General features: G+C 73.2%; 12 protein-coding genes and 1 tRNA gene. 7 read left to right on the top strand and 6 right to left on the bottom strand.

All coding sequences use genetic code 11. The features are described from left to right. Nucleotides 1-12 precede the first annotated feature (12 nt). A complete protein-coding gene (corA, locus tag ACFYZB_RS08690) occupies nt 13-1,008 on the top strand; it encodes a magnesium/cobalt transporter CorA (protein ID WP_388755962.1) in 996 nt (331 codons plus the stop codon). Nucleotides 1,009-1,025: 17 nt separating this feature from the next. Here the strand turns inward: corA and ACFYZB_RS08685 are convergent, their stop codons facing one another. Next, nucleotides 1,026-1,814, bottom strand: coding sequence for a ferritin-like domain-containing protein (locus ACFYZB_RS08685; protein WP_388755960.1), 789 nt, complete (start codon nt 1,812-1,814; stop codon nt 1,026-1,028). Between the two features lie 177 nt (nt 1,815-1,991). Continuing rightward, nucleotides 1,992-3,047 carry an LLM class F420-dependent oxidoreductase gene (locus tag ACFYZB_RS08680; RefSeq protein WP_351206673.1) on the bottom strand — a complete coding sequence of 352 codons (1,056 nt, stop codon included), beginning with the start codon at nt 3,045-3,047 and terminating at the stop codon, nt 1,992-1,994. A 164-nt stretch (nt 3,048-3,211) separates the two neighbouring features. Here ACFYZB_RS08680 and ACFYZB_RS08675 point away from each other — a divergent pair, with 164 nt between their 5' ends. Next, a complete protein-coding gene (locus ACFYZB_RS08675) occupies nt 3,212-4,195 on the top strand; it encodes an aldo/keto reductase (RefSeq protein WP_351206675.1) in 984 nt (327 codons plus the stop codon). After that, on the top strand, nt 4,192-6,579 hold the full coding sequence (locus ACFYZB_RS08670; protein ID WP_388755956.1) for a helix-hairpin-helix domain-containing protein: 2,388 nt from the start codon (nt 4,192-4,194) through the stop codon (nt 6,577-6,579). The genes ACFYZB_RS08675 and ACFYZB_RS08670 overlap by 4 nt, the downstream gene beginning before the upstream one ends. A gap of 60 nt (nt 6,580-6,639) precedes the next feature. Here ACFYZB_RS08670 and ACFYZB_RS08665 read toward each other — a convergent pair whose 3' ends face one another. Further along, the gene (locus ACFYZB_RS08665; RefSeq protein WP_388755953.1) at nt 6,640-7,344 is read right to left on the bottom strand and encodes a hypothetical protein; all 705 of its coding nucleotides are present in this window, start codon (nt 7,342-7,344) and stop codon (nt 6,640-6,642) included. A gap of 47 nt (nt 7,345-7,391) precedes the next feature. Between ACFYZB_RS08665 and ACFYZB_RS08660 the strand changes: the two genes are divergently transcribed. Further along, nucleotides 7,392-7,580: a DUF5703 family protein gene (locus tag ACFYZB_RS08660; RefSeq protein WP_014671721.1), complete on the top strand. Its 189-nt coding sequence runs from the start codon at nt 7,392-7,394 to the stop codon at nt 7,578-7,580. 66 nt (nt 7,581-7,646) lie between these two features. Here the strand turns inward: ACFYZB_RS08660 and ACFYZB_RS08655 are convergent, their stop codons facing one another. The 3 genes from ACFYZB_RS08655 to ACFYZB_RS08645 all read right to left on the bottom strand — a co-directional run bounded on the left by ACFYZB_RS08655 (nt 7,647) and on the right by ACFYZB_RS08645 (nt 10,446). Continuing rightward, nucleotides 7,647-8,573, bottom strand: a complete 927-nt coding sequence (locus ACFYZB_RS08655; protein WP_388755949.1) for a chaplin — start codon at nt 8,571-8,573, stop codon at nt 7,647-7,649. A 167-nt stretch (nt 8,574-8,740) separates the two neighbouring features. Next, nucleotides 8,741-8,974 (bottom strand): chaplin ChpH, encoded by a 234-nt coding sequence (gene chpH, locus ACFYZB_RS08650; protein WP_069781808.1) that lies wholly within the window; start codon nt 8,972-8,974, stop codon nt 8,741-8,743. A gap of 146 nt (nt 8,975-9,120) precedes the next feature. After that, a complete protein-coding gene (locus ACFYZB_RS08645) occupies nt 9,121-10,446 on the bottom strand; it encodes a M20/M25/M40 family metallo-hydrolase (protein ID WP_388755947.1) in 1,326 nt (441 codons plus the stop codon). A gap of 218 nt (nt 10,447-10,664) precedes the next feature. Between ACFYZB_RS08645 and ACFYZB_RS08640 the strand changes: the two genes are divergently transcribed. The 3 genes from ACFYZB_RS08640 (at nt 10,665) to ACFYZB_RS08630 (ending at nt 16,333) form a co-directional block, all read left to right on the top strand. Beyond that, nucleotides 10,665-10,752: transfer RNA gene (locus ACFYZB_RS08640), tRNA-Leu, on the top strand. A 284-nt stretch (nt 10,753-11,036) separates the two neighbouring features. Then, a complete protein-coding gene (locus tag ACFYZB_RS08635) occupies nt 11,037-14,927 on the top strand; it encodes a Pls/PosA family non-ribosomal peptide synthetase (RefSeq protein WP_388755945.1) in 3,891 nt (1,296 codons plus the stop codon). Between the two features lie 68 nt (nt 14,928-14,995). Further along, nucleotides 14,996-16,333 carry a M1 family metallopeptidase gene (locus ACFYZB_RS08630; RefSeq protein WP_388755943.1) on the top strand — a complete coding sequence of 446 codons (1,338 nt, stop codon included), beginning with the start codon at nt 14,996-14,998 and terminating at the stop codon, nt 16,331-16,333. Nucleotides 16,334-16,336: the final 3 nt, after the last annotated feature.

Raw genomic sequence — 16,336 nt, 5'->3', positions numbered from 1 at the left:
AGAATGCGCTCCGTGATCGTCGACTGCGCCATCTACCGGCACGGGCACCGCACCGAGGGCCCGGAGGACCTGTCCGACGCGCTCGCCGAGGCGCGGGCCGAGGGCGGGTTCGTCTGGATCGGCCTGTACGAGCCGTCCGAGCGGGAGTTCGACCTGGTCACCCAGGAGTTCGCGCTGCATCCGCTGGCGGTCGAGGACGCCCTCAACGCGCATCAGCGGCCCAAGCTGGAGGTGTACGCCGACTCGCTGTTCATGGTGCTGAAGCCGGTCGTGTACGACGCGGCGAGCGACACCGTCTCGGCCGGCGAGATCATGGTCTTCATCGGTGACTGCTTCGTGGTCACCGTCCGCCACGGCGAGCACTCGCCGCTGGCCGCCGTACGGCGCCGGCTGGAGGAGGAGCCGGAGATGCTCGACAAGGGTCCGACCGCCGTGCTGTACGCGATCTCCGACGCTGTCGTCGACCACTATCTGGAGGTGGCGACGGAGCTGGGGAACGATCTGGAGGAGCTGGAGGCGGAGGTGTTCCGGCCGGAGGGCGGCGGCTCGCGGGGCACCGCGTCCCGGATCTACGGCTTCAAACGGCAGATCCTGGAGTTCCGCCGGGCCACCGGCCCGCTGGCGCCGCCGCTGGCGCGGCTGGGCGGCACCGGAGCGTTCGGCGGCACGGTGCCCTTCGTGCACGACAAGGCCCGGCCGTTCTTCCGGGACGTGGGCGACCACCTGACACGTGTGAACGAGTCCGTGGAGGCCCTGGACCGGCTGGTGTCGGATGTCCTGTCGGCGCATCTGGCGCAGATGAGCGTGCGGCAGAACGACGACATGCGCAAGATCTCCGCGTGGGCTGCGATGGCCGCGGTCCCCACGATGATCGCGGGGATCTACGGCATGAACTTCGACCACATGCCGGAGCTGCACTGGCTGTGGTCGTATCCGGCGGTGATCCTGGCGATGGCCGCTCTGGAGGTGCTGTTGTACCGCCTGTTCAAGCATCGCGGCTGGCTGTGACGCGCCGGGGTGGCCGCTCAGGCGAACTCGTGGGCGGGGGTGGCGGGGCCGCCGAGGGGGTCGCGGCGCTCGGGCATGCGGAGGGTGACCATGCGGCGCCAGCCGACGAGGCGTTCGTAGGCGTACACCGCGTGGACACCGCCCGCGAGCAGGGCGTACCTGACCCTGGACCAGCCCAGGATGCGGGCCATGCGGGCCATCACGGCGAGGCTGACGTCCCGGTGGACGCGGATCTCTGCCAGGGCGCACTCGCGCAGGGTGCGCTGGATCAGCCGGCCGTGCCCGGCGGCGGCGAACCGCAGCAGTTCCTCGTGGGTGTAGGCGAGGTGCCTGCCCTCGTCGTCGGAGATCATGCGTACGGCCCTGCCCACCTCGGGGTGGTCGGCGAAGAGCCTGAGCAGCAGTTCCATCTGCTCGGCGGCGCGCTGTTCGGTGACGCGGCTGTGGGCGAGGTAGACGATGAGGTCCCGCTCGGTGAGCGGCTCGTCCCGCCGGAGCCTGTCGTGGGCGAGGCCGATGCCGTGCCGCTCCAGCAGCATGGTGTAGTCGGTCTCGGGCGGTACGGCGACGGGGGTGAGCCCGCGCCTGTGCAGCAGGGCGGTGAAGATGCGTCCGTGCTTGTCCTCGTCGGCGCCGTGCCGGGCGATCTTCGGGGCCAGGGCGCGTTCGCCGTGCGGGACCAGCGCCGCGATCCGCCCGTTCTCCCAGCCGCCCTGGGACTCCCCGCCGGCGGCGATGGAGCAGAAGAGCCGGAACGACTCGTCGTGGTCGAGGATCTCCTGGAACAGACTCTTGGCCGAAAGCATGAAACGAGTCAAATGCGGGCGAATGGGGGCCGCAACAGCTGTGTGCGCCCGCTCGGCCGAAAGGATGACGCCGGGGTCGTAACCACGCGGGGCCGGGCGCGTTGTTCCTCACGACGGCCGTGGCGGGGAAGACCCCCGAGCCCCCACCACGGCCGCTGAAGACTCCGACGACAGGGCCTAGGCCAGCCCGGCGCGCTCCAGGGCCTCGGCGCCGGCCCGCAGGGACGCGAGCCGCTCCTCCAGCGTGAATCCGGCCGGCGACAGGCTCAGCGTGGTGACCCCGGCGGCGGCGTAGGCCCTCATCCGGTCGGCGATGCGGTCGACGGAACCCAGCAGAGTCGTCTTGTCGATGAGGTCCTGCGGGACCGCGGCCGCGGCGCCCTGCTTGTCGCCGGACAGGTACTTCTGCTGGATCTCGGCGGCTTCCTTCTCGTATCCCATGCGCTGGGCGAGCTGGTTGTAGAAGTTCTGCTTGGCGCTGCCCATGCCGCCGACGTACAGCGCGGTGTAGGGGCGGAAGGTGTCGGCGAGGCGGGCCACGTCCTTGTCGTCACCGACGGCGACGGGCAGGGTCGGGCAGACGTCGAACCCGTCGAGGGTCCTTCCGGCCTTCTCGCGCCCGGCGCGCAGGTACTTCAGGGTGGTCTCCTCCAGGTGTTCGGCGGCGGGGAAGATCAGCAGGGCACCGTCGGCGATCTCGCCGGTCTGCTCCAGGTTCTTCGGGCCGATCGCCGCGATGTACAGCGGGATGTGCTCGCGCTGCGGGTGCACGGTCAGCTTGATCGGCTTGCCCGGGCCGCCGGGCAGCGGCAGCGTCCAGTGCTCGCCCTCGTACGTCAGCCGCTCCCGGGTCATGGCCCTGCGCACGATCTCCACGTACTCGCGGGTCCGCGCGAGCGGCTTGTCGAACTTGACTCCGTACCAGCCCTCGGAGACCTGCGGGCCGGACACCCCGAGCCCGAGCCGGAACCGCCCGCCGGACAGCGAGTCGAGCGTCGCGGCCGTCATCGCGGTCATCGCGGGCTGGCGGGCCGGGATCTGGAAGATGGCCGAGCCGACGTCGATGCGCTCGGTCTGGGCGGCGACCCAGGACAGCACCGTCGCCGCGTCGGAGCCGTAGGCCTCGGCGGCCCAGCACACGGAGAAGCCCAGCCGGTCGGCCTCCTGGGCCACGGCCAGATTGTCCCCGTCCATTCCGGCACCCCAGTAGCCGAGGTTGATCCCGAGCTGCATCGCCGATTCCCCTTACCCATGAGTAACGTCCCTGTGGGGGCGACCTTAGCGCGGGGACGGAGGCCGGGGCAGGCGCAGGGCACCTGAAAATCACCGGCCCGCGGCCCCACCACGTTATCCACAGGCAACCCACCGCACCGGTTCTGGCCAGTAATCTCGCCCGCATGGAGCAGAGGCATCTCGGCCGTACCGGCCTGCGCGTGTCCCGGATCGGACTCGGCACCCTCACCTGGGGCCGGGACACCGACGAGCACGACGCCGCGGACATGCTGAAGGCGTTCTGGGAGGCCGGCGGAACCCTCGTCGACACCGCCGACGTGTACGGCAACGGCGAGGCGGAGTATCTGCTCGGACAGCTGATGGACGGCCTGGTGCCGCGCCGGGATCTGGTGATCTCCACCAAGGCGGGCAGCGTCCCCGACCCGGACCGCCGTTTCGACGGCTCCCGCGGCCATCTGCTCGCCGCCCTCGACGCCTCACTGGCCCGCCTGGGCACGGACTGCGTCGACGTGTGGCACATCCACGCCTTCGACCCCGACACCCCGCTGGAGGAGACGCTCCAGGCCCTCGACATAGCGGTCAGCAGCGGCCGCGCCCGGTACGCGGGCGTCGCCAACTTCTGCGGCTGGCAGCTCGCCAAGGCCGCCACCTGGCAGCTCGCGGCGCCGGGCATGCGCACGCGCCTGGCCAGCACGCAGCTGGAGTACTCCCTGCTGCAGCGGGGCGTGGAGCGGGAAGTGCTGCCCGCCGCGCTGGATCTCGGGGTCGGCCTGCTGCCCTCCTCCCCGCTCGGCCGGGGCGTGCTGACCGGCAAGTACCGGCACACCACTCCCCCGGACTCGCGCGGCGCCTCCGAGCATCTGGCGCCGTTCGTCGAGCCGTACCTGGACGACACGGCGACCCGCATCGTGGACGCGGTGACGACGGCCGCCGACGGACTCGCCGTCACCCCGCTCCAGGTGGCCCTCGCCTGGGTTCGGGACCGGCCCGGCGTGGCCGCGCCGATCGTCGGTGCGCGCACGGCGCAGCAGCTCACGGCGGCATTGTCAGTGGAGGCCCTTAGTCTTCCTGACGAGATCTGCCGGGCGCTGGACGATGTGTCGGCGCCCGTGCACCGCTATCCCGATCACGACTGGAGCACGCTGTGAGCACGGAGCCGGAGACCACGGAGGAAGCCGGGCCGGGGACGCCGGACACACCCGAGGACCCGGGCGGGGAGGCCACGCCCGGGGGGAGCCGTGCGGATGGCACCGAGGCCGACCGGCCCGAAGAGGGTGGTTCGAGCACGGGCGGCGCCGAGGGAGCAGGGGCGGACTCCGCTCAGCGGTCCCGGCGCGAGGGCGAAGATGCCGGTGCCGTGCAGCGGCCCGAGGGCGACGGCGACGGCTCCCCCCAGCCGTCCGGGGGCGAGGGCGCAGGCACCGGCTCCGCCCAGCTCTCCGAGGCCGAGGCCGAGTTGGCCGCGCAGCGGCTCGAGCGGGAGCGGATCGAGCGGCGCAGGGCCGAGAAGAAGGGCCCGGTCGAGAGCGGCGCCAAGCTCAGCGGCAAGGCGGCCGACCTGCTCGCGGCGGTGCGGGCGGTCGAAAGCGGCGAGAAGCCGGTGACCGCCGTGTTCGACGAGCCCGCGCCGGCGCCGCGCCGCCCGGCCCCCGAGCCCGCACGCCGGCCGCAGCCCGCGCCCGCCCCCGCCGCCGTCACGGCCGCCGCACCGGCACCGGAGACGGTGGAGAGCGTCCGCCGGGTGCTGGCCGAGGGCGGCGCGCCCGAGGTCCTGGCCCCCCAGGTGGCCGCGGCGCTCGGCGAGGGCGCCGACGCGGTGCTCCGCGAGGATCCCTGGCAGTTGCTGCGGATCGGCGGCGTACGGCCCGACCAGGCCGACGGCTTCGCCCGGGCCCTGCTCGGCGCCGCCTGCGGCCCCGGCGACGAGCGGCGGACCCGCGCGATCACCGTCTGGCTGCTGGAGCAGGCGGCCCTGGCCGGACACACCGCGCTGGAACTGCCCACGCTCACCGCGGCGCTGGGCCGGCAGGGCGTCCCGGACCCGGACGCGGCGGTGCAGAGCACGCTCGCGGAGGGCGAGGCCCTGGCCTTCCAGGACGCCCTGGAGGAAACGGGAGCCGCCGCGCCGCAGGCGGCGGAGGAGGGCGAGGACGAACAGGAGCGGCCGGTCCGGGTCCTCGTCGGCCTGGAGCGGTACGCGCTGGCCGAGGAGAGCCTCGCCGACGGCCTGGCCCGGCTGGTCAACTCGCCGTCCAAGGAGGCCGAGCAGGCGTGGCAGGCGGCGGTCGACACCGTCTCCGGCGGTGCGGCCGAGCTGGTCCGCGCGGTCGCCGGGCACGGCCTGGTGCTGCACACCGGCGGGGAGGCCGCCCGCGCCGAACCGGCGGCGCTGCTCGGCGCCGCCCGCCGCGTGGGCCTGCGGGCCTTCGCCGTCTGCCACACGCCCGACGGACGCCACCGCCTCGCCGCCGCCCTGTCGGGCACGGACGGGCCGGGGCACGGTGCGGGTACGGCCGCCGGTCCCACGCCCGACGACCCCACGCGCCCCGCCGCCCTTCCCGGCCAGGACCCGGCGGAGCACGGCGTGTGCACGGTCGCCGGTCTGCTGTCCGGCGCCGAGGGGCCGGGCCGGGACGCGGACGGCGCGCTGGAACTCGATCTGCTGATCGTGCTGGACGCGCCGCAGCTCGACGTGGAGTGCGCCGCGATGCTGGTGGAGTCGCTGCCCGACGGGGCCCGGCTGGTGCTCAGCGGCGACCCGGCTCTGCTGTGGTCGGCCGGACCGGGGCGGGTCTTCGCCGATCTGCTCGCCGCCCGCGTCTGCCCGCAGCTCGCCTCGCGCCTGCCCGACCCGGGCCCGATCGGCGAGCTGGTCTCCGGCATCGGCATCGGCGAGCTGAACCAGGTCGCCGCTCCGGGCAAGGAGATCGTCATCGTCCCGGTGCGGGACGCGGGCGAGGCCGTGCACCGGACCGTCCAGCTGGTCGCCGACTCGGTGCCCCGGGCGATCGGCGTCCCGGCCGACCAGACGGTGGTGATCACCCCCGGGCACGGCGGCGCCGCGGGCACCCGCGCCCTCAACTCCGCGCTGAAGGAGCGCCTCAACCCCGGCCCGGGCCGCTTCGGCGGCTTCGACCCCGGCGACCGGATCGCCTACTCCCCCGCTCCGGGTCGTACGGTGCCGGGCGTGGTGGTGAAGGCCGATGCGGACGGGCTGCACCTGTCGTGCGCGGACGCCCAGGTGGTCGTACCGCGCGAGCGGGTGGAGGAGGCCGTACGGCACGGCTGGGCGCTGACCGCACACCAGGCGGTGGGCGCGCGCTGGCCGGCGGCGGTCGTCGTGCTGCCCGGCGACGCCGCGCAGGCGCTCAGCAGACCCTGGGTGTACACGGCCTTCGGCCGGGCGGAGCGGCATCTGTCCGTGGTCCACGGCGTGGAACAGGCCCTGCCGAAGGCGGTGGCGGAGACGCCGGCCAAGCCCCGCACGACCCGCCTGCAGACGCTGCTGCGCACACAGGTACCGGCGAACTGACGTCTCTGGAGTCCGGCGGTGCCGTACCGGCCTCGGGCCGCACGGCACCGCCGGCCACCCTCACCTCTCGGCGGCCTCGACCTCGACCTCGTCGTCGTTGTGGACCTCGTCCTCGTCCTCGACGAACTCGAGATCGTCCTCCTCGTCGGAGTCGTCCTCGTCGTCGAAGACGGCGCTGACATCGAACCGGCACACCACCCCTTGCGGATCGATGTGCTCGAACGGCGCCTCCAGCCACTCCCCCGCCTCGGGGGCCTCGTCCGCCGCGGTGACCCAGAGCGTGGAGTCGCCCTCCTCCAGACCGAACTCCTTGTGCCGGGAAGCGATCTCGTCCGGTTCGAACTCGCCGAACAGGATGCCGAGCGCGCCCGGAACCGTAGCGGCGGCATCCTCGGCCAGGCCGCCCGCGGCCTCGTACTCGGCCGCCTCGACCCGCTGCGCCTGCGCCATCAGGCGCTGCGGTTCCGCCACGGCGTAGTCGCGGCGGATCAGCACGCTGATCGCGTTCGGTTCCTCGGGGCCCGCGTACGGCGGCAGCTCCTCCGCACCGGGGATCTCGAAGGGCGTGACCTCGTCGTAGCGGTCGTAGAGCAGCTCGTCGTACACCTCGGCGGCCGCGGCCAGCTGGTTGAACGCCTCCAGCACGGCCGGGTCGTCCTCACCGGACCTGCGTTCGACCGCGGCCAGGTGACGGTCGAGCGCGGTCTTGACCGCCTCGGCGGCGGCGCGTACCTCGGCAGCGGTGGGCTGCGCAGCATCAGACATAGTGCAGACGCTATCCGTACCGGGCCCCAGCCCGCACAATAGATGCGATGCCGGAATACGAATTTGTCGACGTGTACGTGCCTCGCGGGGTGTCCCGCAAGGAGGCCACACGTCTGCTGACGGACCATGCCGAGTACGGACACTGGGAGTTGGACCGACTGAGCCTGCTGCGCGACGGCAGCCGCAGGGTGCGGTTGCGCCGGCGGATCATCCGCCAGGTGCGTGCCACATGGTGAGCGTGGACGGCTGAACCGAGCGGGCCCCGCCGGCATGGCGGGGCCCGCTCGGTTCGGTGTGACCGGCTACGCCGCGGCCCGCGCCTTGCGGTAGAGCACCGCGCCCGCGAGCAGCGCGCCCGCGCCGACCGGCAGCGCGAGACCCACCGGCAGGTCACTGCCGGTGTGCGCGAGCTGCCCGCGGCCGCCCTGCTGGTCGACCTGGGTGGATCCGTGGGAGCCGGGCGGCGTGTGACCGCTCTTGCCGGGCGGGGTCGTCGGACTGCCCGGATGCCCCGGCTGACCGGGATGGCCAGGGTGCCCGGGGTGCCCCGGGTGACCGGGGTGACCTGGGTGGCCAGGCTGTCCGGGGTGACCCGGCTGTCCGGGCGGGTTGCCGTGGCCGCCGCCCGGCGGCTGGGTGCGGTGGTCGCCGCCTCCGTTGGTGCAGTCGTTGCCTGCGGCGGCGTTGCCCGCCCCGATCACGTTCACACTGTTGCCGCACACGTTCACCGGCACGTCGATCGGCACCTGGACGGTGTTGCCGGAGCCGACGCCGGGCGAGCCGGTGCTGTGCCCGCCCGCGTGCGAGCCGCCGGAGCCGCCGTGGTTGGTACAGCTGTTGCCCGCCGCCGGGTTGTGCAGCCCGACCACGTTCACACTGTTGCCGCAGACGTTCACCGGGGCGTCGATCGGCGCCTGCACCGTGTTGCCGGAGCCGACGCCGGGCGAGCCGGTGCTGTGCCCCCTCGCGTGCGAGCCGCCGGAGCCGCCGTGGTTGGTACAGCTGTTGCCCGCCGCCGGGTTGAGCAGCCCGACCACGTTCACGGTGTTGCCGCACACGTTCACCGGGACGTGCACCGGCGCCTGCACCGTGTTGCCGGACAGCACGCCGGGCGAGCCGGCGGCGGCCCCGGACGCGCCGGCGTCGGCGTGGGCGTAGCCGCTCGCGGCGGCGATCACACCCGTGGCCGCCGCCATGGTCATCAGGCCCTTACGGGTGCCCTGTCGCATTTCCGTTTTCCCCTGCCTTCGATCCTGCTGTGCGTGCCTCGCGGTTGCGTGGCGTCGCGACCCGCGCCGGATCGTGCGCCACGCAAGAGGCCGGTCGGCCCCGGAGCGCATGGCATGCGCTCCAGGGCCGACGGCTCGAAAATGACGCCCCCCTCAGGAGGTCGTCGTCACTTGTTGACGCAGGTGTTGCCGAAGGCGGGGTTCAGGAGCCCGATCACGTTGACCGTGTTGCCGCAGACGTTCACCGGGACGTGCACGGGCACCTGAACGACGTTGCCGGAAACGACACCCGGGGAGTGCACGGCGGCACCCTGGGCTCCGGCGTCGGCGACAGCGAGGCCCGCGCCCGCGAGAACCAGCCCACCGGTGGCAGCCGCAGCAGCGACGACCTTCTTGATCATTATTCCTCCTTGTTGGCAAAGCGACCCCAAGGTGCGGAGTCACATCACCTGTAACGAGGAGGAACTAATGAAGCTACGAACCGATCGTCGCATTCACCCGTTCCAGTCGATCTCGTACGAGCGCCCGAATATCCCGGCCCAGAACCTCACGACGCGTCGATGAACCGGTCGAGCACGCGCACGCCGAACCGCAGCCCGTCCACGGGCACCCGCTCGTCCACGCCGTGGAACATGCCCGCGAAGTCCAGCTCCGGCGGCAGCTTCAGCGGGGCGAAGCCGAAGCCGCGGATGCCGAGGTCGTCGAAGGACTTGGCGTCGGTGCCGCCGGAGAGCATGTAGGGGATCGCCTTGGCGGCGGGGTCCTCGGCGAGCAGCGCGGACTGCATGGCCTCGACCAGGGCGCCGTCGAAGGTGGTCTCGACGGCCTTGTCGGCGTGCACGTCCTCCCGGCGCACGTTCGGCCCGAGCAGCCGGTCGAGGTCGCCGAGGAACTCCTCCTCGTAGCCGGGCAGGAAGCGGCCGTCGATGTGTGCGGTGGCCTCGCCCGGGATGACGTTGACCTTGTAGCCGGCGTTCAGCTGGGTGGGGTTGGCGGTGTTGCTCAGGGTCGCGCCGATCAGCTTGGCGATGCCGCCGAGCCGGGCGAGGGTGGACTCCATGTCCTCCGGGTCCAGCTCGGTGCCGAGCGCGTCGCCCAGTTCGTCGAGAAAGGCCCGGGTGGTCTTGGTGACCCGCACCGGGAACCTGTGCCGGCCGACCCGGGCGACGGCCTCGGACAGCTCGGTGATGGCGTTGTCGCGGTGGATCATCGAGCCGTGCCCGGCCGTGCCGGCCACGGTCAGCTTCATCCAGTGCATGCCCTTCTCGGCCGTCTGGATGAGATAGAGCCGGCGCTGCTCGTTCACGGTGAACGAGAAGCCGCCGACCTCGCTGATCGCCTCGGTGACGCCCTCGAACAGGTCCGGGTGGTGGTCGACCAGGTGGCGGGCGCCGTACGTACCGCCCGCCTCCTCGTCGGCGAGGAAGGCGACCACGATGTCCCGCGGGGGCCGCCGCCCGCTCCTGAGCCGGTCGCGCACGACCGCGAGGGTCATGGCGTCCATGTCCTTCATGTCGACGGCCCCGCGCCCCCACACGCACCCGTCGGCGATCTCGCCGGAGAACGGGTCGTGGGTCCAGTCGGCGGCGTTGGCCGGTACGACGTCCAGGTGGCCGTGGATCAGCAGCGCGGGCCGGGACGGGTCCCCGCCCTCGATGCGCGCCACCGTCGAGGCGCGGCCCGGGTGCGACTCGAAGATCTTCGGCTCGAGACCGACCTCGGCGAGCTTCTCCGCGACCCACTCGGCGGCCCTGCGCTCGCCGGGTCCGGAGTGGTCGCCGTAGTTGCTGGTGTCGAATCGGATCAGCTCGCGGCAGAGGTCCACGACCTCGTCCTCGCCGGTGACGCTCCTGGCCGTGTCCGTCTCGCTCACGTGCTTCCTCCCGCGCTGTCGCTGCTGGTGGTCCTCCTCATCCTCCCTCTGCCCCGGCCGCGGCCCAAGACCGGTCCCGGCCCGTCACACACCGTTCACGCGCGACCGGCCCAGGGGGGCGGGGGGTGATCAGCCACCCCTGAAAGCCTGGTAATGTTTCCTTCGTCGCCGCGAGGGAAACCCCGCCGAAAGGCAGTCCCGAGCACGACAGACACCTTGTCCGGGTGGCGGAATGGCAGACGCGCTAGCTTGAGGTGCTAGTGCCCTTTATCGGGCGTGGGGGTTCAAGTCCCCCCTCGGACACCACAGTGAGGGCCCCTGTTCGTCAGGGGCCCTCTGCTTGTGCCACGGCTTGTGCCGGGACCCCGAAACCGCAGCCCCAACCGCCCCGGTGTGTCCGCTCCTTGACGGTGTGTGAGTCATGTCTCGTCCGGCGCGAAGGCCAGCAGGTCAGCGACCGCGAAGCGAGGCGCCACGTCACCCGGACGGCCCTGTCGGGCGGCCGCGGGAAGGGGCCGGGACCTAACGTCGTACTAATATATCCGGCTTGTTACTCATTGTTACCGAGCCGGACCCGACGTGAGGACCCGATGGCAGCCATAGACGAGAGCCGCGCTCTCGGCCTGCTCGACGAAGAGATCCGCACGCAGTTCGGCGACCGGGCCCGCTTCTCCGCGGGGCCCGCCGCGCCGCCGCGCACGCTGGTCGACGTCTTCGACGCGACCGTGCGGTCCCACCCGGACGAGCCCGCGCTGGACGACGGTACGACGTGCCTCACCTACCGTGCCCTGGCCGGCGAGGTGGAGCGGCTGCGGCGGCGGCTCGCCGGTGCGGGGATCGGGCTCGGGGACCGGGTCGGGGTGCGGGTTCCCTCGGGGACCAACGAGCTCTACGTCGCGATCCTCGCCGTACTCGCCGTCGGTGCCGCCTATGTGCCCGTCGACGCCGAGGACCCGGACGAGCGGGCGCGGCTGGTGTTCGGGGAGGCGGGGGTGCGGGCCGTGATCGGTGCCGGGCACACCATCGGCGTCCAGGGCGGTCCCGGCACCGGCGATGTCATGGGCACCTCCGGCTCTCCCGGCGCACGGCCCGGCATCGAGCACGACGCGTGGATCATCTTCACCTCCGGGTCCACCGGGAAGCCCAAGGGCGTCGCCGTCCCGCACCGCAGCGCCGCCGCGTTCGTGGACGCCGAGGCCGCCCTGTTCCTCGCGGAGGAGCCGATCGGGCCCGGCGACCGGGTCATGGCCGGGCTCTCCGTCGCCTTCGACGCGTCCTGCGAGGAGATGTGGCTGGCCTGGCGGAACGGCGCCTGTCTGGTGCCCGTGCCCCGCTCGCAGGTCAGAAGTGGTGCCGATCTGGGGCCCTGGCTGGTCGAGCAGGAGATCACCGTGGTCTCGACCGTGCCCACGCTCGCCGCGCTGTGGGAGCCGGAGACGCTGGGCGACGTACGGCTGCTGATCTTCGGCGGTGAGGCCTGCCCGCCCGAGCTGGCGCAGCGGCTGGTCACCGAGGGGCGCGAGGTGTGGAACACCTACGGGCCGACCGAGGCGACCGTCGTGGCCTGCGCGGCGCTGCTCACCGGTGAGGAGCCCGTCAGGATCGGCCTGCCGCTCGGCGGCTGGGAGCTCGCCGTCGTCGACGAGGCCGGCGAGCCGCTGCCCATGGGCGGCAGCGGGCAGCTCGTGATCGGCGGGGTGGGGCTCGCGCGGTATCTCGATCCCGAGAAGGACGCCGAGAAGTACGCGCCCCTTCACTCGCTTGGCTGGGAACGGGCCTATCGCAGCGGTGACCTGGTCCGGGCCGACCCCGAGGGGCTGGTCTTCCTGGGCCGGGCCGACGAGCAGATCAAGCTCGGCGGGCGGCGGATCGAGCTCGGTGAGGTGGATGCCGCGCTGCAGGCCCTGCCCGGGGTCGCCGGGGCGGCGGCCGCCGTGCGCACGGCCCGCAGCGGCAATCAGCTCCTGGTCGGGTACGTGGTCACCCAGGACGGCTGGGACCAGACGGCCGCTGTCGAGAAGCTGCGCGCCGAGCTGCCCGCCGCGCTGGTGCCGCTGCTCGCACCGGTCGCCGAGCTGCCGACCCGGACGTCCGGGAAGGTGGACCGGAACGCGCTGCCCTGGCCCCTGGAGGGGCTCCAGGCGCCCGTCAAGGAGCAGCTCCACGGCACCGAGGCCTGGCTCGCCGAGCAGTGGGCCGAGGTGCTGGGCATCCCGGTGACCGGCGCGTCGGACGACTTCTTCGCGATCGGCGGTGGCTCGCTGGCCGCCGCCCAGCTCACCACCCGGCTGCGCACCCGCTACCCGAGCGCCGCCGTCCTCGACATCTACCAGCAGCCCGTCCTGCGCAAGCTGGCCCGGCGGCTGGAGGCCTCGGCGCAGGACGACGGCAGGGTCCGCACGATCGCGCCGGTCCCGGTGCGTGCCCGGGCGGTCCAGCTCCTGGTGCTGCTTCCGCTGGTCACCCTGCTCGGACTGCGCTGGACGGTGGTCCTGGCCGCCGCGGGGAACCTGCTGCCCGGCTACTCCTGGCTGCCGACCGCTCCCTGGTGGGCGGTCGCGGCCGGGGCACTGCTGTTCTTCACCCCGCCCGGCCGGATCGCGCTCGCCGCGGGCGGGGCGCGGCTGCTGCTGCGGGGCGTGGCGCCCGGGCGGTACCCGCGCGGCGGGAGCGTGCACCTGCGGCTGTGGACGGCCGAGCGGCTGGCCGAGTTCAGCGGGGCCACCGCGCTGACCGGGTCCTGGCTGGAGCGGTACGCCCGTGCGCTGGGCGCGAAGGTCGGGCCCGAGGTGGACCTGCACTCGCTGCCGCCGGTCACCGGCATGCTCAAGCTGGGCCGGGGCGCTGCCGTGGAGTCCGAGGTGGACCTGTCCGGGCACTGGCTCGACGGGGACCGTCTGGAGATCGGCCCGGTCAAGGTCGGTGCGCACGCCACGGTCGGCACCCGCAGCATGCTGTTCCCGGGCGCGCGCGTCGGCAAGCGCGCCGAGGTGGCGCCCGGCTCGGCGGTCGGCGGGCAGGTCCCCACCGGCCAGCGCTGGGCGGGCGCGCCCGCGGTCAAGCTCGGCAAGGCCAAGCGCAACTGGCCGAAGGAGCGGCCGCAGCGGGGCACGTACTGGCGGGTGATGTACGGCGTGGCGGGCATCGCGCTCGGCGCCCTGCCGCTGCTCGCGGGCGTGGCGGCACTGCTGGTCGCCCGTGTCTTCGTGGCGCCGGGAAGCTCGCTGCCCCGGGCGCTGCGCGAGGCCGCGCTCGCGCTGGTCCCGGCCACGCTCGCCTACGGGCTGGCGTACGCGCTGCTGATCCTGGCCGCCGTACGGCTGCTCGGCCTGGGGCTGCGCGAGGGCACGCATCCGACGCACAGCCGGGTCGGCTGGCAGGCGTGGACCGTGACGCAGCTGATGGACCGCTCGCGCGAGACGCTGTTCCCGCTGTACGCGGGGCTGGTGACGCCGGTGTGGCTGCGGCTGCTGGGGATGCGGATCGGGCGCCGTGCCGAGGTGTCGACGGTGCTGGCGCTGCCGAGCCTGACCACGGTCGGCGACGGGGCGTTCCTGGCGGACGACACGCTGACCGCGCCGTACGAGCTGGGCGGCGGCTGGGTGCGGATCGGGCGCGCGGAGATCGGGCGGCGGGCGTTCCTCGGGAACTCCGGGATGACCGCGCCGGGCCGGAGCGTGCCGGACGGCGGTCTGGTCGGCGTGCTGTCGGCGACGCCGAAGAAGGCGAAGAAGGGCACCTCCTATCTGGGGCTGCCGCCGGTGAAGCTGCCGCGCAGTGCGGCCGGCGGGGATCAGAGCCGTACGTTCGAGCCGCCCACGCGGCTGCTGTGGGCGCGCGGGCTGGTGGAGCTGTGCCGGATCGTGCCGGTGCTGTGTTCGGCGGCGCTGGCCGCGGCGACGGTGGCGGCGCTGTGCGCGCTGGGTCCGTGGGCCTGGGCCCTGTCGGGTGCGGTGCTGCTGGGGGCGGGTGTGGTCGCGGCGGTCGTCTCCGTCGTGGCGAAGTGGCTGCTGGTGGGGCGGCACCGGGCCGGGGAGCATCCGCTGTGGAGTTCCTTCGTGTGGCGCAACGAGCTGGCGGACACGTTCGTCGAGGTGCTGGCGGTGCCGTGGCTGGCCGGGGCCGTGCCGGGGACGCCGGTGCTGACGGCGTGGCTGCGCGGGCTCGGGGCGCGCATCGGCCGGGGCGTGTGGGTGGAGAGCTACTGGCTGCCGGAGACGGACCTGGTGACCCTGGAGGACGCGGCCACCGTCAATCGTGGCTGTGTGCTGCAGACCCACCTCTTCCACGACCGGATCTTGCGGACGGATACTGTGGTCCTCCGTGAGGGCGCCACGCTGGGCCCTGGCGGGATCGTGCTGCCCGGCAGCACGGTCGGGGCCCGTACGACCCTGGGTCCCGCGTCGCTCGTCATGGCCGCGGAGTCCGTCCCGGACGACACCCGCTGGCTCGGCAATCCGATCGAGGCATGGCGTCCCTGAGCGCGGGCCACCCGGGTGCGACGGCCCCGGCACCCAGTGGTGGCACAGCGCAGGGAGCGGACACAGCAGTGGCAGTTCAGCAGTCGGCCGGACGGGACCCGTACTTCCCGGACAACGGTGACCCCCGCTACCGGGTGCACCGCTACGAACTCGCGCTGGACTACCGCCCCGGCCCGAACCGGCTGTCCGGCACGGCCCGGATCAACGCCATAGCGGGACCGGCGGCGCTAGCCGAATTCCAGCTCGACCTGGCCGACTTCAGGATCGGCCGGGTGCGGGTGGACGGCCGGCAGCCGCACTTCACGCACCGCGGCGGACGGCTGCGGATCCGCCCGGCCAAGCCGGTCCGGGCCGGCGCCGCGTTCACGGTGGAGGTCCACTGGTCCGGCAACCCCGGGCCGGTGGCCAGCCCGTGGGGCGGGCTCGGCTGGGAGGAGCTGGCCGACGGGGCGCTGGTGGCGAGCCAGCCGGTCGGGGCGCCGTCCTGGTACCCGTGCAACGACCGGCCCGCCGACAAGGCGTCCTACCAGATCTCGGTCACCACGCCGTCGGCGTACGCGGTGGTCACGGGCGGGCGCCTGCTGACCCGTACGACGAAGGCCTCGACGACGACCTGGGTGTACGAGCAGTCCGCGCCCACGTCCAGCTATCTCGTCGGCCTGGCGATCGGCAGGTTCCAGACGGTGCTGCTGGGCGACCCCGGACCGGGCGGCGTGCCGCAGCACGCGCACATCCCGGCCCGTCTCCTCCCCGGGTTCTCCCGGGACTTCGCGCGGCAGCCGGCGATGATGGAGCTGTTCCAGGAGCTGTTCGGGCCGTACCCGTTCGAGGAGTACGCGGTCGTGGTGACCGAGGAGGAGCTCGATGTGCCGGTCGAGGCACAGGGGTTGTCGCTGTTCGGCGCCAACCACGTGGACGGCGCCCGGGGTTCGGAACGGCTGGTGGCGCACGAACTGGCGCACCAGTGGTTCGGCAACTGCGTGACCATCGCCGACTGGCGGCACATCTGGCTGAACGAGGGCTTCGCCAAGTACGCGGAATGGCTGTGGTCCGAGCGCTCCGGCGGCCGCAGTTCCCAGCATCTGGCCGCCGCCGCACACCGGTTGCTGGCCACGCAGCCGCAGGACCTCAGGCTGGCCGATCCGGGCCGCAGGGCGATGTTCGACGACCGGCTCTACGAGCGGGGCGGCCTGACCCTGCACGCGGTGCGCTGCGCGCTCGGCGACGACGCGTTCTTCCGGATGCTGCGCGGCTGGGTGCGGCTGCACCGGAACGGGTCGGTGACGACGGAGGCGTTCACCGAGCACGTGGCCCGGTTCGCCGAGGAGCCGCCGGCCGGGCTGTTCCAGGAGTGGGTGTACGGGGCGAAGCTGCCGCGGCTGCCGGTGCTCGGGGAGGTTCCCTAGACT

Origin of the sequence: Streptomyces sp. NPDC001852, assembly GCF_042891825.1 — a bacterium.
Classification (GTDB): domain Bacteria; phylum Actinomycetota; class Actinomycetes; order Streptomycetales; family Streptomycetaceae; genus Streptomyces.
This window is presented reverse-complemented; position numbering and strand designations above follow the sequence as displayed.